The sequence below is a fragment of the Streptomyces sp. NPDC021093 genome, from assembly GCF_044333135.1.
Classification (GTDB): domain Bacteria; phylum Actinomycetota; class Actinomycetes; order Streptomycetales; family Streptomycetaceae; genus Streptomyces.
In genome coordinates this window covers 234,278-252,879 of record NZ_JBIRQJ010000002.1, presented here as the reverse complement: position 1 = coordinate 252,879, position 18,602 = coordinate 234,278, and the positions used below count along the sequence as shown (strand labels likewise).

Annotated in this window: 19 protein-coding genes; 6 read left to right on the top strand and 13 right to left on the bottom strand. The window is 68.4% G+C overall.

What is annotated here, in order from left to right; genetic code table 11:
* Position 1: 1 nt before the first annotated feature.
* From murC to ACH4SP_RS06215, 3 genes are all read right to left on the bottom strand, one after another.
* Positions 2-1,411, bottom strand: a complete 1,410-nt coding sequence (gene murC, locus ACH4SP_RS06225; RefSeq protein ID WP_398410148.1) for a UDP-N-acetylmuramate--L-alanine ligase — start codon at positions 1,409-1,411, stop codon at positions 2-4.
* 51 nt (positions 1,412-1,462) lie between these two features.
* A complete protein-coding gene (locus ACH4SP_RS06220) occupies positions 1,463-1,933 on the bottom strand; it encodes an indole-3-glycerol phosphate synthase (RefSeq protein ID WP_398410141.1) in 471 nt (156 codons plus the stop codon).
* Positions 1,934-2,104: 171 nt separating this feature from the next.
* The gene (locus ACH4SP_RS06215) at positions 2,105-2,914 is read right to left on the bottom strand and encodes a pyrimidine reductase family protein (protein ID WP_398410136.1); all 810 of its coding nucleotides are present in this window, start codon (positions 2,912-2,914) and stop codon (positions 2,105-2,107) included.
* A gap of 121 nt (positions 2,915-3,035) precedes the next feature.
* On the opposite strand from ACH4SP_RS06215, the gene zapE reads away from it, so the two are divergent.
* From zapE to ACH4SP_RS06195, 4 genes are all read left to right on the top strand, one after another.
* Positions 3,036-4,091, top strand: coding sequence for a cell division protein ZapE (gene zapE, locus ACH4SP_RS06210; protein ID WP_398411761.1), 1,056 nt, complete (start codon positions 3,036-3,038; stop codon positions 4,089-4,091).
* Between the two features lie 42 nt (positions 4,092-4,133).
* Positions 4,134-4,562 (top strand): OsmC family protein, encoded by a 429-nt coding sequence (locus ACH4SP_RS06205; protein ID WP_398410132.1) that lies wholly within the window; start codon positions 4,134-4,136, stop codon positions 4,560-4,562.
* 221 nt (positions 4,563-4,783) lie between these two features.
* Complete coding sequence (locus ACH4SP_RS06200; RefSeq protein WP_398410126.1) at positions 4,784-6,190, top strand: alkaline phosphatase PhoX; 1,407 nt, start codon at positions 4,784-4,786, stop codon at positions 6,188-6,190.
* A 205-nt stretch (positions 6,191-6,395) separates the two neighbouring features.
* Entirely contained in the window at positions 6,396-7,271 is an 876-nt protein-coding gene (locus ACH4SP_RS06195; RefSeq protein ID WP_398410121.1) for a polyphosphate kinase 2 family protein, read from the top strand.
* 70 nt (positions 7,272-7,341) lie between these two features.
* Here ACH4SP_RS06195 and ACH4SP_RS06190 read toward each other — a convergent pair whose 3' ends face one another.
* The 8 genes from ACH4SP_RS06190 to ACH4SP_RS06155 all read right to left on the bottom strand — a co-directional run bounded on the left by ACH4SP_RS06190 (position 7,342) and on the right by ACH4SP_RS06155 (position 14,617).
* Positions 7,342-7,587 carry a hypothetical protein gene (locus ACH4SP_RS06190; protein WP_398410118.1) on the bottom strand — a complete coding sequence of 82 codons (246 nt, stop codon included), beginning with the start codon at positions 7,585-7,587 and terminating at the stop codon, positions 7,342-7,344.
* Between the two features lie 40 nt (positions 7,588-7,627).
* A complete protein-coding gene (locus ACH4SP_RS06185) occupies positions 7,628-8,383 on the bottom strand; it encodes an FAD-binding oxidoreductase (RefSeq protein ID WP_398410114.1) in 756 nt (251 codons plus the stop codon).
* A gap of 48 nt (positions 8,384-8,431) precedes the next feature.
* Entirely contained in the window at positions 8,432-9,661 is a 1,230-nt protein-coding gene (locus tag ACH4SP_RS06180) for an MFS transporter (RefSeq protein ID WP_398410109.1), read from the bottom strand.
* Between the two features lie 27 nt (positions 9,662-9,688).
* A complete protein-coding gene (locus tag ACH4SP_RS06175; protein ID WP_398410105.1) occupies positions 9,689-10,942 on the bottom strand; it encodes an acetyl-CoA carboxylase biotin carboxylase subunit family protein in 1,254 nt (417 codons plus the stop codon).
* The gene (locus tag ACH4SP_RS06170) at positions 10,939-12,105 is read right to left on the bottom strand and encodes an acetyl-CoA carboxylase biotin carboxylase subunit family protein (protein WP_398410102.1); all 1,167 of its coding nucleotides are present in this window, start codon (positions 12,103-12,105) and stop codon (positions 10,939-10,941) included. Before ACH4SP_RS06170 ends, ACH4SP_RS06175 begins: the two co-directional genes overlap by 4 nt.
* Positions 12,102-13,367 (bottom strand): acetyl-CoA carboxylase biotin carboxylase subunit family protein, encoded by a 1,266-nt coding sequence (locus tag ACH4SP_RS06165; RefSeq protein ID WP_398410098.1) that lies wholly within the window; start codon positions 13,365-13,367, stop codon positions 12,102-12,104. Before ACH4SP_RS06165 ends, ACH4SP_RS06170 begins: the two co-directional genes overlap by 4 nt.
* A 124-nt stretch (positions 13,368-13,491) precedes the next feature.
* Positions 13,492-14,247 (bottom strand): iron-containing redox enzyme family protein, encoded by a 756-nt coding sequence (locus tag ACH4SP_RS06160; protein WP_398410094.1) that lies wholly within the window; start codon positions 14,245-14,247, stop codon positions 13,492-13,494.
* A 13-nt stretch (positions 14,248-14,260) separates the two neighbouring features.
* A complete protein-coding gene (locus ACH4SP_RS06155) occupies positions 14,261-14,617 on the bottom strand; it encodes a 2Fe-2S iron-sulfur cluster binding domain-containing protein (protein WP_398410089.1) in 357 nt (118 codons plus the stop codon).
* 429 nt (positions 14,618-15,046) lie between these two features.
* Here ACH4SP_RS06155 and ACH4SP_RS06150 point away from each other — a divergent pair, with 429 nt between their 5' ends.
* A complete protein-coding gene (locus ACH4SP_RS06150) occupies positions 15,047-16,138 on the top strand; it encodes a LuxR family transcriptional regulator (protein WP_398410084.1) in 1,092 nt (363 codons plus the stop codon).
* Here the strand turns inward: ACH4SP_RS06150 and ACH4SP_RS06145 are convergent.
* Positions 16,135-16,614: a GNAT family N-acetyltransferase gene (locus ACH4SP_RS06145; RefSeq protein WP_398410081.1), complete on the bottom strand. Its 480-nt coding sequence runs from the start codon at positions 16,612-16,614 to the stop codon at positions 16,135-16,137. The genes ACH4SP_RS06150 and ACH4SP_RS06145 overlap by 4 nt on opposite strands.
* 96 nt (positions 16,615-16,710) lie before the next feature.
* On the opposite strand from ACH4SP_RS06145, the gene ACH4SP_RS06140 reads away from it, so the two are divergent.
* Positions 16,711-17,598: a polysaccharide deacetylase family protein gene (locus ACH4SP_RS06140; protein ID WP_398411757.1), complete on the top strand. Its 888-nt coding sequence runs from the start codon at positions 16,711-16,713 to the stop codon at positions 17,596-17,598.
* Here ACH4SP_RS06140 and ACH4SP_RS06135 read toward each other — a convergent pair.
* Complete coding sequence (locus ACH4SP_RS06135) at positions 17,595-18,509, bottom strand: alpha/beta fold hydrolase (RefSeq protein WP_398410076.1); 915 nt, start codon at positions 18,507-18,509, stop codon at positions 17,595-17,597. The genes ACH4SP_RS06140 and ACH4SP_RS06135 overlap by 4 nt on opposite strands.
* Positions 18,510-18,602 lie beyond the last annotated feature (93 nt).

The window sequence follows — 18,602 nt, the reverse complement described above, 5'->3', positions numbered from 1 at the left end:
CTTACTTCCGCGCGAGTCGCGCCAGGATCTCCGGGCCCAGGTCCGTCACGTCGCCCGCGCCCATGGTGAGAACCAGGTCGCCGGGTCGGGACATTCCCGCGATCACGTCGGGGATCGCCGACTTGTCGGAGACGGCCGTCACGTCCGCGCCCGCCGCCTTCGCCGCGTCGACGATCATGGCGCTCGTGATGCCGGGGATCGGGTCCTCGCGGGCCGGGTAGATGTCGAGGACCACCGAGGCGTCCGCGAGGGCGAGGGCCTCGCCCATCTCCTTGCCGAGTTCCTGGGTGCGGGAGAAGAGGTGGGGCTGGAAGACGACCAGGAGGCGGGATTCGGAGGAGTCGGAGGCGGTGGCTCCGCGCATCGCCTCCAGGTCGGCCGTCATCTCCGTGGGGTGGTGCGCGTACGAGTCGATGACCTGGACGCCCTGCTCCTCGCCCTTGAGCTGGAGGCGGCGCTTCACGCCCGTGTAGGCGCCCAGCGCGGAGGCCAGGTTGTGGGCCGGGAGGCCCAGGGCGACGCCCGCCGCGAGGGCGGCGACGGCGTTGTGCGCGTAGTGGGCGCCGGGGACCGAGACCGTGAAGGTGAGGAACTTGCCGTTCAGGAGGACGGTGACCTCGCTGGTCAGACCGCGCGGGGTGATCTTGTGGACCCGTACGTCCGCCTGGGCGGAGTCGCCGTACGTGACGATGTTGAGCATCGAGAGGTCGCGGAGGCGGGAGGTCAGCTCGACGGCGCCCGGCTGGTCGGCGTTGATGACGAGCGTGCCGCCGGGGACGATCTTGCCGACGAAGGTCTCGAAGGAGTCGTAGATCTCGTCCATCGAGGCGTAGTTGGCGTGGTGGTCCAGCTCGACGTTGAGGACGATCGCGACCTGGGGGTCGTACTTCTGGAAGCTGCGGTCGCTCTCGTCCGCCTCGGCGACGAAGATGTCGCCCTCGCCGTGCGTGGCGTTGGTGCCGGGGCCCGCCAGGTCGCCGCCGATGGCGTACGAGGGGTCGAGGGCGAGCTCGGTAAGTGCGACGGCGAGCATCGAGGTGGTGGTGGTCTTGCCGTGGGTGCCGGCGACCGCGATCGAGCGCAGGCCGTGCATGAGGGAGGCGAGCGCGTCGGAGCGGTGGACCACCGGGATGCCCAGCTCGGCGGCGCGGACCAGCTCGGGGTTGTCCTCGCGGATCGCGGACGACACCACGACGCTCGTGGCGTCGTCCGCCAGGTTCCCCGCGGCGTGCCCGACGTGGACCGTGGCGCCCCGTGCGCGCAGCGCCTCGGCCGTGGCGGATTCCTTCGAGTCGCTGCCCGCGACCTTCGCCCCGCGCTGGGCGAGGATCTTGGCGATGCCCGACATTCCGGCGCCGCCGATGCCGATGAAGTGCGGTCGGTCCAGAGCGGTGGGGATGCCGGGTGCCATGCGCGTGTCTCCCAGTGGTGCGGGTGATAGGGGGTCCTGAAGGGGCCCAGCCTATTCGCTGTGCGAGAAGAGCTTGAGCACCGGTACGCCGACCTTGTGGCGGGCCCGCGAAGCCCAGTCGCGGTGGAAGAACTCCTCGACGTAGTGCGGCGCCGTCAGGACGATCACCTCGTCCGCACCCGTCTCGTCGACCACCGACCTCAGCAGGTCCAGCGGGTGGTCCTCCACCACCTGGCCCACCGCCTCGCTGCCGGCCTGGCGCAGCGCCTCAAGGGACACCGACAGGGCCTGGACGGCGAGGGGCCTGGCGGCCGGGCCCTCCGGCTCGTCGCCCTCGCGGACCGCTTCGTCCAGTTCGCCCAGTGCGACGTCGTCGATGGCTCTGAGCAGTACGTCGGCCTGGTCGCCGCGTGGCTGCATCAGGACCACGAACGAGACGGACTCATCGCCGTGCAGGGTCGTGACGAACTCCACGTCGGCCGCAGTGAGGGGCTTCTCGATCATCAATACGCTCGTGAACATGTCGGGCGCCCTTTCTCCTTCTCTGGCCCGTACGCCTGTGCGCACCGGCCGCTGCGAAACCTTGCGGAAACCATCCTTCCCCGTGCCCGCACGGGGACCGCGAAGTAAGTGTGCCCACCGGGAGCTAACCGGAACGGTGAATTCCGCTCTTTGTCGACCCTAGACCAATGATCACTTTTCGCATTGATTCCGACGGTACTGGGTGTAAAGGAACCCGGCCTCCTCCAGAATCGACGCCAGTACGAAGCGATCCGGAACCTCACGACCCGGCCCGTCCGCGATCCGCTGGGCACGGCCCGCCGTGAGCATCGGGGACACCGTCAGGCACAGCTCGTCCAGTACCCCGTCCGCGATGAACTGGGCCAGCAGCCGCGGCCCGCCCTCGGTGAGCTGCCTGGTCAGGCCGCGATCGGCGAGGGCCCGTACCGCTTTGGCGGGCTCCACCCGGCCGCCGTCCCCGGCGATCAGCACCTCGGCCCCGGCCTCGCGGGCCGCGCGGATGCGGTCCAGGGGGGCCGTGGCACCGGTCAGCACCAGGGTCGGTACGAGCGGGGAGACGAAGAGCGGAAGCGAGAAGTCCAGGTCGAGGCTCGCGCTGACGACGGCGATCGCGGGGACCGGGGCCTGTCCGGCCGCCTCCCGGCGTGCCGCGAAGGCCTCGCGGGCGCGGGCGGGCCGGTAGCCCTCAAGACGTACCGTTTCCGCGCCCACCACGACCACGTCGGCCAGACAGCGCAGGGTGCCGAAGATCCGCATGTCGGTGGCGGAGGAGATCGGCTGGGAACGGCCGTCGTGCTGGGCCGCGCCGTCCAGCGAGGAGACCATGTTGGCGCGCAGCCACACCTCCCGGTCCGCGGGGTACGCGTAGGCGTCGGCCAGCGCGTCCAGGCTCCACTCCCCGCAGCGCTCCGGGTCCCCCTCCCCGCTCTGCTCGGTCGCTACGTGCGGTGTCTCGTCGGTCACAGGGAACAGGCGTCGCATGGGAGGCAGTCTGGCACGGTGCCCGCGCAGCCCGGAGCGGAGCTTAGAGTGGACGGTTGTGTCGTCCTCACAGCCGTCTTTGCCGAAGTCGTCGTCCGTGTCCGAGCAGGGCTCCGGCCCCATAGCCGACGCGGTCCCCCTCTCCCTGTGCGCCCGCGAGCCCCGCGTCCCCGCAGACCGGCTCGTGGCCGAGATGGTGCCGCCGCCGCGCTTCGACTCCGTACGTTTCGATACGTACGTGCCCGACCCGAAGCAGTCCAGCCAGACCGAGGCCGTCACCGTGCTGAGCGGTTTCGCGGCGGGGCTCGGGGCCACGCCGGAGAGCGGGAAGCGGCGCTGGTTCGCGAAGAAGCCCGCCGCGAAGGCGTCGGCCGGGCCGCGCGGGGTGTACCTCGACGGCGGGTACGGCGTCGGCAAGACGCACCTGCTGGCCTCCCTCTGGCACGCGACGCCCGCCGAGCCGTCGCTGAAGGCCTTCGGCACGTTCGTGGAGCTGACCAATCTGGTCGGCGCGCTCGGCTTCCAGCAGACCGTGGCCACCCTGAGCGGGCACCGGCTGCTGTGCATCGACGAGTTCGAGCTGGACGACCCGGGGGACACGGTGCTGGTGTCCTCGCTGCTCAGCAGGCTGGTCGAGGCGGGTGTGGCGCTGGCCGCGACCTCCAACACGCTGCCGGGCAAGCTCGGCGAGGGCCGGTTCGCGGCCGCCGACTTCCTGCGCGAGATCCAGGGCCTCTCGGCGCACTTCAGGCCGCTGCGCATCGACGGTGAGGACTACCGGCACCGGGGGCTTCCGGAAGCTCCGCCTCCGTACACCGACGAGCAGGTCACGAAGGCCGCGTACGCGACCGGAGGCGCCAGCCTGGACGCCTTCCCCGCCCTGCTCGACCACCTCGCGAAGGTGCACCCGAGCCGGTACGGGGCGCTGACGGACGATCTCCGGGCGGTCTGTCTGACCGGGGTCACGCCGGTGCCCGACCAGTCGACCGCGCTGCGGCTCGTGGTCCTCGCGGACCGGCTGTACGACCGCGAGGTGCCGGTGCTCGCGTCCGGGCTGCCGTTCGACAAGCTGTTCAGTGACGAGATGCTGAACGGCGGCTACCGGAAGAAGTACTTCCGGGCGATCTCCCGGCTGACGGCACTGGCCCGGGACGCGAAGGGCCTCGTCGCACAGTAGGTTCGAGGGCGTTGCATCTGTTCGCTCCCGAAGGGACCCACCATGGCCACCACCCGTAACGCGCACACCGTTTGGAACGGCACCCTCATGGACGGTGAGGGCACCGTCTCGCTCGACTCCTCCAACGTCGGCAGCTACGCCGTGTCCTGGCCCTCGCGCGCCGAGGAGGCGAACGGCAAGACCAGCCCCGAAGAGCTGATCGCCGCCGCGCACTCCTCCTGCTACTCGATGGCCCTCTCGCACGGGCTGGCCGGCAAGGGCTACACCGCGACCCGGATCACCACGTCCGCCGCGGTGACCTTCCAGCCGGGCGAGGGCATCACCGGCATCGTCCTCACCGTGGAGGCCGAGATTCCGGAGCTGAGCGAGGCGGACTTCCAGGCCGCCGCCGAGGACGCCAAGAAGAACTGCCCGGTCAGCCAGGCGCTGGCGGGCGTCAAGAACATCACGCTGGACGCCAAGCTGGTCTGATCCGGTGCGTGCGCCGGTCCGATCCGGTGCGCGCTCCGGTCGTCTGATCCCGTGCGCGCACCGGTCCGATCCCGTGCGCGCAACCGGTCCGATCCGGCGCCGATTTCGGGGTAACTCCGGGCACCGCCCGAGGCGTTGTGGCCCGCACGGTTCACGTGCCACCTGTTGCGTGGTACACACGTGCGGGTCACATTCCTGTCCGCCAGCAGGGAGTTTGCCTCATGTCCGAAACATCAGAAGCAGCCGCGAGAACCGCTTCGCGTCGTCAAGTCCTCGCTCGCACAGGTGCGTTGGGTGCCGGGATCGCCTTCACCGGTGCACTCTCCGAAGTCTTCGCGGGTACGGCACTGGCCGGACCGCGCGGCGGAGGGCACGGCCGCGCGGGGTACGGGCCGCTGCTGCCCGACCCGAAGGGCCTGCTCGACCTCCCCCGGGGCTTCCGCTACAGGGTCCTCTCCCGCGAGGGCGATCCGCTCCGCTCGGGCGAGGGCAGGGTACCGAGCAATCACGACGGCATGGCGGCCTTCAGGGGCCACCGCGGCCGGGTCCACCTGGTGCGCAACCACGAGAACCGGGTCTCCGGCAAGATCCCCGTCCCCACGGTCAAGGGCCTGACGTACGACCCGATGGGCAAGGGCGGCTGTACGGTCCTCACCCTCGACGGCCGCGGCAACGTACGCGACGAACGGGTCGGAGTCGCCGGCACGGCCGTCAACTGCGCGGGCGGGCCCACCCCTTGGGGCACCTGGCTGACCTGCGAGGAGACCGAGGACAAGGCCGGCACCAACGGCTACACCAAGGACCACGGCTTCATCTTCGAGGTCGACCCGGCCGACCCGCACCGCACCGGCGCGGTCCCGCTGACCGCGATGGGCCGCTTCCAGCACGAGGCGATCGCGGTCGACCCCAAGAGCGGCATCGTGTACGAGACCGAGGACGCCTTCGACCGCCCCTTCGGCCTCTTCTACCGCTTCCTCCCCGAGAAGCCGCACGGCGGAGTGGGTTCGCTGCGGGCCGGCGGCACCCTGGAAGCGATGCGGGTCCCGGGCGTCCCTGACCTGTCCGCCGTCCACGAGACGGGGAAGTGCTTCGGCGGGGTGGAGTGGGTGCCGGTCCCGGACCCGCTCGCCAAGGAAACCCCCATCCGCTTCCAGGACTTCGGCCCCAAGGGCATCACGCACGCCCAGAAGCTGGAGGGCTGTTACTGGGGCGACGGCGTCGTCTACTTCGTCTCCAGCTTCGCCCGTTCGAAGGAGGGCTCGGCCCGCGACCACTTCGGCCAGATCTGGAAGTACGAGCCGAGGCGCCGCCGCCTCACCCTGGTCGTGGTCTTCGGCCCTTCGACGGACATCCAGCTGCCGGGCGAGTCCCCCGACAACATCTGTCTGGCGCCGAGCGGCGGACTGATGGTCTGCGAGGACGGGGACGGGGCGCAGCACGTGTACGGGCTGAGCAGGAAGGGCCAGGTGTACGCGATGGCCCGCGGCCGGCAGAACATCGGCACGCCGGAGAAGCCGGAGTGGGGCGAGTTCGCGGGAGTCACCTTCTCGCCCGACGAATCGACCATGTACGTCAACTGCTACACACCGGGGACGACCTTCGCGGTGACGGGACCCTGGGACGACTGACGCAAGGCCTCCCTCCGGGGGGCGGGGAACATGTGCGGGCACGTTTGTGGCCGGCCGCGCCCGCGCGGCGGAGCCGCAGGTCCGGCACGGCCCCGCGCCCCTGAGGCGCCGCCCCGGCCGTACGCGCCCAGCGACTCGCGCCCGGCGCCGATTCGGCGCACGATCGAGTGGTCCGCCTCGACGACCACGCCGGAGGGCTGCCCCCATGTCCAAGAAGAACAAGCCGCGGGACCAGTCCGGTCACTCCGTCCGCGACACCCTCCGCATCCCTCCTGCCTCCCATGTCTCCCTCGCGGTGCACGCGGCGGACGCCACCCCTGTCGGCCCGCAGGACAAGGCCGCGGGGGTGGCCGCCGCCGCTCTGCTGGGCGAACGCCTCGGCAGCCTCCAGGAGCGCCTCTACGCGTCGAGCACCGCAGGGGACTCCCGGCGGGTCCTGCTGGTGCTCCAGGGCATGGACACCAGCGGCAAGGGCGGCACGGTCAAGCACGTCATCGGCCAGTTCAACCCGTCGGGCTGCCGGATCCGCGCGTTCAAGGCGCCGACCGAGGAGGAGCGCGCGCACTCCTTCCTCTGGCGCATCACCAAGGCGCTCCCGGCGGCGGGCGAGATCGGCATCTTCGACCGCTCGCACTACGAGGACGTACTCATCGGCCGGGTCCGCGAGCTCGCCCCGCCCGCGGAGATCGAGCGCCGCTACGACCAGATCAACAATTTCGAGAAGTCCCTGACCGACAGCGGCGTCACCCTCGTCAAGGTCTTCCTGCACATCAGTTACAGGCAGCAGAAGCGCCGGTTGCTCGAACGGCTCGACAATCCGGAGAAGTACTGGAAGTTCAACCCGGGCGACATCGACGAGCGCGCCCTGTGGCCCGCCTACCAGCAGGCGTACGAGATCGCGCTCCGGCGGTGCTCGACGGACGCGGCCCCCTGGTACCTGGTCCCCGCCGACCGCAAGTGGTACCGGAACTGGGCGATCAGCAACCTCCTCCTGGAACACCTGGAGGCGCTGGATCCGCAGTATCCGAAAGCCGGCTTCGACGTGGCGGAGTGCCGCGAGCGGTTGCTTGAGGTGGGGTGACCCGCGCAGGACCGCGCGCGGGGGCCGCGGACGAGGGACCGCGCAGGAAGGACCGCGCAGGAGGGATCGGCTACACCAGGGTGCGCTGGAGGGCCACGCCCACGGAGCACGGAACACCGTTCGACCGACCGGCCATCATGGCCTCGCCGATGCGCCCGGCATTCTCGCGAGTGATAATGAGTTCGACACGGTCACCTGTCTCGTCGCTGCTTCCGATCTTGCCGATCACGATGTGCACGGAAATGTCACCGTCCTCGTTGGGGAACGCGCTCACACGTCCGTCGACAACACCTGGAATGATCGAGTTGCTCTTCATCGTCTCGCTCTCATTTATGTGACGGTCAGCCAGTGGACGGTCAGTGGACCAGTGCCGAAAAGAGCTCGGAGTGCACTCGCTTCCGCCCGACCCCGGCAGCCGTGAGGAAGGACCGCACGTCCTTGACCATCCCGGCCGGGCCGCAGAGGTAGAAGTGTGTTTCCTCATCCGTGGCGCCCCAGCCCGTGGCTCCGAGCAACGCAGGCAGGTTGGCCGCATCGATGCGGCCGGAGCGATGATGCTCCCGGGGAACCCGGGAGAGGACGTGAAGGACTGTGAACCGGTCGGGAAAGCGAACCTCAAGGTCGGCTATCTCGTCGGCGAACATGGTGCTTTCCTCAGTGCGGTTTCCATAGACGAGGGAGAACTCGTCACCGCGGAGCAACGCCGCCTCTGCCATGGCGAGGACGGGGGTGATTCCGGAACCGGCGGCGGTCGCGATGTGGCGGGCCGCCGGCTGAAGCCGGAACCGCCCCGTCGGCCGAAGGACGTCGACGGTGTCACCCGGGCTCAGCTTCGAGTGGGCGAACTCGCCGAAGCCACCGGGGCCCAGCAGCCTGACGGCGATCCGAACGGTCTCCGGACCCCCGCCCGCGGCAGGCGGCGCCTGGCAGATCGAGTAGGAGCGGAATTCGTCCTCACCGCCCCCGGGATGACGGACCATGAGGTACTGGCCCGGCAGGTAGTGGAACTGGTCACGGATTTCCGGGGCGATCCGAAGCGTGATCGTCACCACGTCCGCCGCCTGCTTCACCACGTCCTGGACAGTGAGCGCGTACAACTCGTCACTGCTCATTGAGTTTTCTCCTCCGTTCACTCTCGAAATAGTCAGCCACTGAAACGGTCAGCCACTGAGTGCTTGCTCAACCGGTTGTGCTGTGACGGCCCGCGACTTCAACGGACGGAGCACGAGCACGTAAACGATCGAAGCCACCGCTCCGACCACCAGGAAGAGCGTCTGCACGGGAAGCCATCCGCCGACCACCGCCACCAGCAACCCGGCCATCGGCATCGTGCTCTGGTTGAGCAGCACGATCAGGCTGATGACCCGCCCTCGCTCCTCCGGCTCGATCCAGTGCAGCCGTTCGAGACGGATGAAGACGTTGAAGAGCCCGCACAGGCCGATGCAGAGGCCATAGCCGAGGACATAGGCCGGGAACGTCGGGGCCGCGCCCATCAGCACTCCCCCGACGGCGCTCACGACGAAGGCGACGGCGCCGATCCGGTAGACCGAAACGCGGCGCAACAGCCACGGCATGAGGACGAAGGCGGCAATGGAAAGCACTCCCACGGCCATCTGGAGGCTGGCGAATACGCTGTCGTCCTGCTTGAAGTGCCCGACGGTCAGGGCTGCCCCTGTCGCCACGGCGAGCCCGACCATGAGGTTGACCACCATGCTCACCCCGACGAGAGACAGCAGTACCGGCTTGGCCGTCAGGCTGCGGACGCCGACACGGAGGTCGTCCGACACGCTTCGCCGCACCGCACCGGCATCCCGCGAAGCCTGGCTTCCGATGCCCTTGAGCGCGAGCACCCCGAGGGCGCTCACCGCGAACATCGCCCCGGCGACCGACAACAGGTGCGTCGGGGGGATCCAGATCAGCAGTACGCCGCCGAGGGCAGGACCGAACACCCCCGCACCGCTGTTGATCACCTGGAGCACGCTCTGCGCCTTCGCCAGGTCCTTCTCCGGCACCAGGTCGGGCACGGTCGATTCCAGTGCGATGAACGCCTGCGCGTAGCAGAAGGCGCAGACGGCCATGAGGGCGGCGGTCCAGGCGAAGGTGTGGGCGGGCCAGCGGAACAGCGCCAGCAGGGTGAGCGCGCAGGCAACGGCTCGCAGCCCGTCGGCGACGGTGTAGACGCGGCGCCCCCCGAACCGGTCGGTCAGCAGACCGGCGACGGGGAGCGAGAACAGCCGCGGCAGCCACTCGACCATGAAGGCCAGACCTGCCAGGGACACGCTCCCGGTCGCGGTGTAGACGATGAGCGGTACCGCGAACTGCAGAAGTTGGTCACCGACGGTGGAGAACATGCGCGACCCGAGGAAGACCTGAATACGCCAGCTATGCACGACAGCTCCTTGGGAATTCGCGGATCCTCATCGGGGATGGACCACGGTCTGTGCCTCGACGGCATGGGCCAGCTCATCCAGTCGGTCCACGAGCGTCTTGCTGTGATCGGCGACCAGTATGATGTGGCCGATAAACCCGGAATTGTCCATGACATCGGCACTGACTCGGTCCGAAACGGACTTCGTGAACACTGCTCGATGCACCGGGATTTCGAGTTCCTGGGCCAATTTCGAAATGTCGGGAAGGGAAATCAGGATGCCGTCGCTCGGGGCAGCGAGCATGCGGATTCCGCTGTAGGCACGCGGCTTCAGCTTGATGTGCCTCGTTTCCCCGCTCACCGCCCACCGGAGCCAGGTGCGCCAAGGATCGAAGTCCTCGAAGGAGAGCTGGGCCAGGTCCCAGATGTGCATGCCACCCGGGCGCATGTTGGTTTCCACCGCCGAAACGCCGTCCGCCCGGAGGAACAGCTCGTTGTGGAACGCACCGCTGCTGGTGGAGACCAGCTGCCGGACGTGCTCGCCGGCCCGGTCCAGGGCGTCGTCCTCGGCCGGCTCCAGCGGCGCCGGCACGATCTGCTGCACCTCGGCACGGAACCGGCTCCGCGTCGTGGTCCGCTTCTCTGTCAGCCACCGGAAACCCCCGACGAAGTCCCAGCTGTACTCGTGCGCGTCGCGCACCAGGGACTCGACCATGACACCTGTGCGGTGGTAGGGCTCCAACGTCTCCCAGACGCTCCGGCACATGCTCACGCCGGACACGGCCTGGCAGCCGCGGCTGTTGCCCTCGCCGACGGGTTTGACGAAGGCGGTGCCGCCGAGCCGCTCGACTGCGGCCTCGAACTCGTCGAGTGTGCCGACCGGCAGGCTCCGCAAGGGCTCGTAGCCGGCCGGATGGGCCGCGGCCCCGGCTTCGAGCCTGCGGAATCGCCGCTTGTCGAGACCGATCAGTGCCTGCGCCGGATCGGCACCGGGCAGTGCGAAGTAGCTTGCCAGGCACGCACCCATGGGCACGCCGCGATCGGAGAAGGGGAGGATCCCCACGGGCTTCAGGCCCAGTCGGCGCAGTTCCGCGGCGATCGGCTCGGCGGCGTCGGCCGAACCGACCTCGCCGAGCCGGGACACCAGGACCACATCGGCTGCCTCGTGGTCCTCCGGCTTCGCCTGCTCCGTGACCAGGACGACCTTCGCCCCGTACTCCTGGCGGCAGATTTCGCGCAACTTGGCAATGTCATAAATCCGAGTGTTGTTGTATCCGGTTACGACAAAGCAATCGCTACTCATCGCTGCTCCAAAACTGCTGTCCTGGCGAATATCTCTTCCAGGGTGGTCCGTACACCTGTTGCGGTGCCCTGTGCGATTCCGGAGAGCGGCGTCGCTCCCGTCGCATAAGTGATCTGTCCGGGACGGGAGGCAGGGCTGGCGTTCTGAATGAATGAGCGGAGGCGGCCCGCATACAGGGCAGGGTCGAAATCAAGGACCGTGCGCTCGGCACTGTGGTGCGCCGGATAGACGAACCAGCCGTAGTAGTCCGACGACAACTCCGGCAGGGAGTCCGGCGGGAGGCCTCCGAGCTGGTGTCGCAGATCCGCCTGGTAGAGGTTGATTCCGGTGCGCAGCTCGAAGGTGTCCGCCACTCCGGCCCCACCCACCCGGCTCGCGGTCTCCAGGAAGAGGAACCGGCCGTCCTGCGCGCGGATGGCCTCGAAGTGGAAGCAGCCGTCGCTCTGCCCCAGCGCGGCCAGTGTCCGACGCAGCAGGGACAGCGCGCCCGGCTCGTCGGGCCGCTGGGCCGATCCGAGCGGGCTGCCGAAGGCGAAGCTGAGGCAGTCGCCGACGTAGGCGCTGCAGACGACGGGCCCGAACTCGCCGCTCTGGACGTAGCCGTCGAGGTGCCAGATCTCCCCGGGTACGAATTCCTCGACGAAGACGCCTTCGGGATCCTCGACGCCGTCCAGCACTGCGAGGATCCGCTCCGTCCCCCCGAGTTCGATACCGCTGCTCGATGCCTCAAGCCTTGGCTTGACCAGATACGTTCCCTCGCCGGGCGCATCCCGGCGGAACTCCTCGGCACTCCAGAACGAGGGCTGCGGAACTCCGGCGTCGGCCGCCAGCGTGCGCATCAGCCACTTGTCGCGCACCGGCAGCACCGCGTCCGGCAGGTCGCCCGGGATGCCGAACTCCTCACGCAGCAGGGCGGCCGGGAGCAGGTCGTACTCGGAGCGGGCGATCAGCCGGTCCGCTTCGCCCAGCCAGTCGGCGTGCTGCTTGGCGAGCGCCCGCGTGTCACTGGTGGGGCCTTCGAGGACCCGGTGCTCCGAAGGAGTCGGAACGCCGTCGAACCCTCCGGCCGCACCGAGATAGCGGACGGTGTGTTCCTCATGGTCGATCGCCATGTCGTAGCGAACCCTGGCGAAGGGGATCCTGTGGAGGATGACGATGTTCATGGGCGGTACTCGACCTTGAGGTGGGACTCGGTCTCGTGGAAGAAGTCCTCAAGGACGTCCGGGTTCAGCGAGGTGATGTCCCACAGCGCCTGGCCGATGAATATCTCCCGGTCGACGAGGGGGAGATGTTCGCCCTCCTTCACGAATATCTTCTCCTCCAACGCCTCGATCCGTCCGGGCCGACGGTCCAACCGCGCGATCTGCCTTCCCGGTTCACCGAAGAAGACGCGGAAGAAGGTGCTGCGGTCCGTGGATTGGCCCGGCCCGTCGGACGGGGCTGCCTGGCCCAGCAGGAGGTCGAGCCAGCGTTCCAGGAGGTCGACTCCGCTGTGCCGGCGGGTGCTCGGCACGATGCACGCCCCGCCGATACGGGGATTGGCCTCGACCAGCTCCCAACCGCGGCCTCGCTGGAAGCGTGCTTCGGCGTGGTAGACGCCGGTGGTCACGCCAAGTGCCCGCAAGCAGCGCCGTACGTAGGCGATGCCGGCTCCGACCTCGCCGGGGTCGAGCGATCTGGGCGGGCAGACACAGGCGTTCTCCAGTGTCGTCCGGCCGGACTGCTGGAGGTCGATCTTCTCGTGCACGGCATGCACCGTCGACTCACCTTCGAGCACACTGACTTCGAAGCTGCACTCGATGCCGTCGATGAATTCTTCCAGGATGAAGGAACGGCGCCCGGTGAAGACACCCGCATAGGCGCTGTCGCCCTGTGCCCCTTCCCAGAGGGTGTCGAGTTCTCCGAACTCACCGAGCCGGTCGGCGCGGAACGCACCCAGAGAGGCAAGACCCTCCCGCGGCTTGATGAAATAGCGCGTTCGGTCCTGCAAGGAAAGATAGCGGTCCTCTTCGAGCGGCCAGGCTGTCACTTCCGACAGCCCTGCTTCGCGAAGGCATTCCCGCATGGCCAGCTTGTCACGGAGGAGGCGTACTCCCTCCTCCGAAAGGTCGGCCGTCCCGATCTGCTGGTTCGCGTATGCCATCAGCTCCCGGTAGGCGTCCCAGACGGTCACGCATCCGAGCAGATTCACGTCCGCCGCGGACAGCTCTTTCAAGAAGAGGTCGATGTCCGAACTGTGAAGCGCATGGGCATCGGTGATGTACAGGGTTTCCACCTCGGACCGCCATCCCGAATCCACGTCCCGCGTCGGCTTCGATGCCAGTACGTAGGTTTTGATTCCACGGCGGCTCAACGCGGTAGCAAGCGGGCCCACCATGGACATCAGCTGGTGCGAGAGGATCAGAAATCCAGGTTCTCCAGCCACGCGTCTTTCCTTTCCTCGATCACGTGGCCCGGGGGAAGGGCTGTCGTCCTGAGACAGAGCCCCGCCCCCGGGCGGCAAGGCGGCCCGGGGGTGGGGGCCGGCCGAGTCGTATGCAGGTGTGTGCTCAGGCAGCCTGGGGAGCTTCGGAGGCGAAACGCTCGTAGAGGTCGACGAAGAACATCTTCAGGAGTTCCTGAATTTCCGCCATGTACCGCTTGATGTCGACGATGTCCTGCTCGCTCTCGATGAAGAGGCTCAGGATGTCCCACATGTCCTGCGTGTGGTCCTCGACGATGTCCGTGTTCAGGTGGGCGGCCTGACCCACGATCAGGTCCTTGCCCAGGGACTCGGACATCGCCTTGATCTGCTTCGGGGTAATCGTCTGCGTGGTGTATTCCACCAGGTAGCTGTAGCAGATGACGCCCAGCGGCTTCTCGTGCTCCGCGACGAAGTAGAGGTATCCCGCGAGCAGCCGGGTGTTGAAGTTCGGCTCGGTCGCGAAGACCTGCTCGGCGGAGAGCCCCACCTTCTCGGCGTCCGTGAGGAACAGGACGTCGTGCAGCATCTCCTCGTCCTGATAGGCCGCGTAGAGCTGGGCGGCCTCGGCGTTAATACGGGTGATCTTGTGGAGAGCATTGGCTTGCGCGGTGCGCATGAGGCGGATGCGCCAGGCGTGCTCCACCAGCGTCTGCTTGTAGTAGGGCAGGTTGACCTCGCTGCCCTCCAGGTGACGCGCATACGGAACGGTGTCGTTCCACTCCTCCATCTTCGCGTCCAGGAAGGAGTCGATCTCTTCCTTGGTCCGCTTGCTCTCCTCACTGGACAGGAAAGGCTTCGGACGCAGCAGCGCGCGGTCGGTCAGGCGGTTCGTGTTTTCCATCTTGATGTCTCCACTAGTTGATTTCGAACAGGACAGCGTCACCGTGCGCCCGGCTTTGGCAAGCCAGGCGAACGGCTGGGTCGGACTCCTTGAGCAGCGCAAAGAGACGTTCCTCGTGAGAGGTCTTGGGCGACAGGTTCTCCGCACCACTGACGACCCGCACGGAGCAGATCCCGCACTTTCCGGATCTACAGCCGAACGTGATGAAGTCGCCCATCTCTTTCAATTCAACTTTTCCGTCGAATTCCACTGTCTCTTCGGCGTTTACGAATCTCAGGTTCGGCACGAGAAACCTTGGCTCGGAGAAATAGGTGGTGAAAGGGGAGCGCAGTCGATCGCAAAAAGTCAGCACCGGGCCGACGCCGGCCACAGGATGCACCTGGCTCAGACAACCCGGCAATGCGGACAATTCAACCCGTGCGCCAGGATTTCGCCCCACTGCGTCACGGGCCGCCGATGGCGACTCGACTTATCCAGGAAAGCTGCGAATACTCAACGGGCAGCTTCGCGGAAGCTAGCTCCAGCCCGTGTCGGACTGGGGAATCGACACAACGACCTCAGTGACCTTGCTCACAGCATTAACGGATTGCGGTGAAGTTCCCCCGCCGGTCGATCCAGCGACCGCGACCGTGGCTGCGACAACAAGTGCCGCCAGTGACAGTGTTATCGCCGAGATTCGGCGCGTGGCATTCACGATGTTCCCCCGGGCATTTTCTGTCAGCCGGCGCGAAGTGGCGCCCGGCTCTTGAAGCAGGATCACAACGGATAGCTATTTCAGTCCAGAGGATTGGCCTTCATCATGGTGTCCAACACCAAGCTGCAAGGCAGGCACATGATGACCAACACCCACACAACGGGCAATCAGGCCCGGTTGCAACGCCTCAATGCCGTGGACATGCAGGTGTACGGGTGGGCTGTTACCCATGGTTGTCTGGTTGTCGCTGATGCCGCGGCGGCTCTCGGCCTGCCTCGCGAGCAAGTGGCCAGGTCCGCATCCGCCCTGGCGTCCATCTCACTGTTCCGCCTGGCCGAGCCGCTGACCGCGGGATCCGACCCGGAAGCGCCCGAGCCCGTCTGGAACGCGGTCGATCCTCAGATGCTGGCAGCCGAAGTGGCGGCCAATGAATCACGGCTGCGCCGCGGACTGGCCGAGTTGTACTCCGTCTGGGACACCATGGACTCACTGGCCGCGCTCTACGCGGCGGGCACGGACAACGAGGTCAGAACGGCGCCTCTGGAGATCGTGGACTCGCTCGACGCCGCCATCTCCCTGATCCAGCAGGCCAGCGCCGGTTGCCGCCATGAGCTGATGACCTCGCAGCCGGGCGGCGGCCGCCCGGCCGGAGAACTGGAAGAGGCGTTCCAACGCGATCTGGCGATGCTTCAGCGCGGCGTTCAGATGCGTTCCCTCTATCAGCACACCTCGCGCCGCCACGCGCCGACGCAGGAGTATGCCGAACGCGTCACCGCCGCAGGGGCGCAGGTGCGCACGCTCCCCGAACTCCTGGGCCGCATGATCGCCTTCGACCGTTCGGTCGTGTTCCTCCCGCACCACGAGGCGAACGGCGGCGCCGTCGTCGTCCGGGACCCCTCCACGGTCGCCTTCCTCTGCAACGCCTTCGACCATTCATGGGGCATCGCGGTTCCCTACAGCCCAACGGACCAGGACAGGACGGTCCGTGCCGATCTGGCGCACACGATCCTCAGTCTGCTCAGCGAGGGTCTGAAGGACGACGCGATCGCCCGTCGCCTCGGCGTCTCCTTGCGCACCTGCCGCAAGTACATCGCCGAGATCTTCAAGGACCTCAGCGCGGAGAGCCGCTTCCAGGCCGGCTACCTCACCGGCACGAAGGACCTCCTCGCCGACAGACCCCACGCTCCCCGGCCCTAGAAGCGGATCACGAGCTCGGGGCGGTCCCAGAGCACGGCGGGCGGGTTGGCCGCGACCGTGCCGACGGGTTCGGCGCCGACGCTGCGGTAGAAGCCCTCCGACGGCGGGTGCGAGACGATCCGCACCTCCGTCAGACCCGCCTCGCGGGCGCGTTCGGCTAGATGGGCGATCAGACGGCGGCCGATGCCGAGGCCCTGGGCCGCGTCCGCGACGAACATCAGGTCCAGCTCGGGCGGGTCGAGGACCAGCGCGTAGAAACCGAGCACCTGTCCCTCCCCCGACTCGGCCGCGTACACCTCGTGGTGCTCGATGTAGTCCGGGCCGACCCGGTAGCCCGCGACCATCGACTCGTACGGACCCTCGTAGGCGCGGGAGGTGCGGACGAGGCGGGTGAGGCGCTTGGCATCGCGGGCGGTGGCCCGGCGGATGCGGATCCCGTCGCCCTGCGCAGCGCCCGGTGTAAGAAGTGAAGTCACTTGGAGAGTATTACTGATGCACAGGGATCCGTGCCGCTGACCTGACGGCGGGAAATGATCGGCTACTTTCCGTGAGTGACCACTTTTGTACGAAGAATGATCGCAGCGGCGGTTCTGGGTACGGTCCTCACGGGGTGCGGAACGGACGGGGCCGACCGGGCCGGTGACGGCAGCAGCGCCCCACAGCCACACCGGTCGACCTCCGCGCCCGTGTCCCCGCCGCTGTCCCCGTCCGCGTCCCCCGCGTCGCCCGCCCCGGCCGCGCCGCCCACCGTCGCGGCCGGGCCCGGCGGTCTCACGCCCGTCTTCGAGCGGGCCCGCGCCCACCGCAACAGGGGCGCAGGCCAGGAGAAGGTCGTCGCGCTCACCTTCGACGCGGACATGACCGCCGACCAGGGCCCGCGCGCGGCACGCGGCGAGCACTTCGACAATCCGGAGCTGATCGCCTCGCTGCGCCGCTGGAAGGTGCCGTCGACGGTGTTCATGACGGGGCGGTGGGCCGAGGAGTACCCGGCCCAGACGCGCTCGATCGGCACCGACCCGCTCTTCGAGATCGCCAACCACTCGTACAGCCATCACGCCTTCAAGTCGCCCTGCTACGGGCTGCCGACCGTGGCCCCGGACGCGATGAGGGCGGACGTGGACCGGGCGTTCGCCGCGTTCCGGAAGGCGGGGGCACGCAATGTGGTGCCGTACTTCCGCTTCCCCGGCGGGTGTTACGACGACCGGGCGCTGCGCACCCTCGGGCCCGCCAAGGTGACGGCGGTGCAGTGGGACGTGGTCAGCGGTGACGCGTTCGCGACGGACGCGGACGCGGTGGCGGAGCAGGTGCTGGCCGGGGTGAAGCCTGGCTCGCTGGTGGTGATGCACTGCACCCGCAGTGCGGCGCCGGTGACGGAGAAGGCGCTGCGGCGGGTCGTGCCGGAACTACGGAAGAAGGGGTACCGGTTCGTGAAAGTGTCGGAGCTCATCGGGCGGAGCTAGGGGCGCGGACCCCAGGGCCGGGGTTCTGCGGCTGTCCCGGTGGCGAGCAGGCGTATCTCCTCGGCGATCACGTCCGGATCGGTGAGCGGAACGTAGTGGCCGGACCGCTCGGCGATCACGTGCTTGCCGGGCGAGGCGGCCGCGGCCGAGCGGGCGTGTGCCGCGTTGACGGCGGCGCGGGTGGCCGCGTTCATGCCGCCGCCCGCGAGCTTCCCGGAGATCACCGTGACGGGAAGGGACTTGAGGTCGGGCGGCGTCGTGCGGAAGGCGGCGACTTCGTCGAGGAAGGTACGGGCCTGGGCCCGCTGGGTCCGTACCAGCCCGACGGTGAATCCCTCGCTCCGCAGGTCGCGCCGCGCGTCGTCCGGCAGCCCGGCGGCGAGCGGGGCGTAGAGACGGCCGAGCAGTCCGAGCCGTGCCAGCAGCAGGTTGACCGCGATGACGGCGCGCTCGGCCCGGCGGAAACCGGGCCGGAACAGCAGGTCGACGCCCTCGTCGGTGGGATCGACGAGCACCAGGCCACGGATCTGGGCGTGGGCCTCGTCGGGGACCTGCTCCCGGCGTCCGGCGGCGGCGAGGCGCACGATCGGCCCGCCCGCGCTGTGCCCGACGAGGACGAAGGGGCCGGGGCCGAAGTGGTCGAGCAGGTCCTCCAGGTCGTCCGCCATCCGGCGCAGCGTCCGGGGACCCGGGTCGGCGGGGCTGCGGCCGAGCCCGGCGCGGTCGTAGACGACCGCCCGCGCCCACTTGCCCACCAGGGGCTGCACCAGCGCCCAGGAGGAACGGGTGGTCGCCGCGCCCGCCTCGAAGACGACGGTCGGGGCGTCCTCGGCAGCCTCGTCCGGGGACGGCCCCTCACCCGGCCCCGGCAGCACCATCGCGTACAGCTTGCGGCCGTCGCGTGTGGTCACCCACTCCGCGTTTCCCTGAACGTGCGGTGCGCCAGCGGTCGTTGAGGACATGCGTGACCGTCTCCCTCGCTGTGGTGAGGTGACCCTAACCTA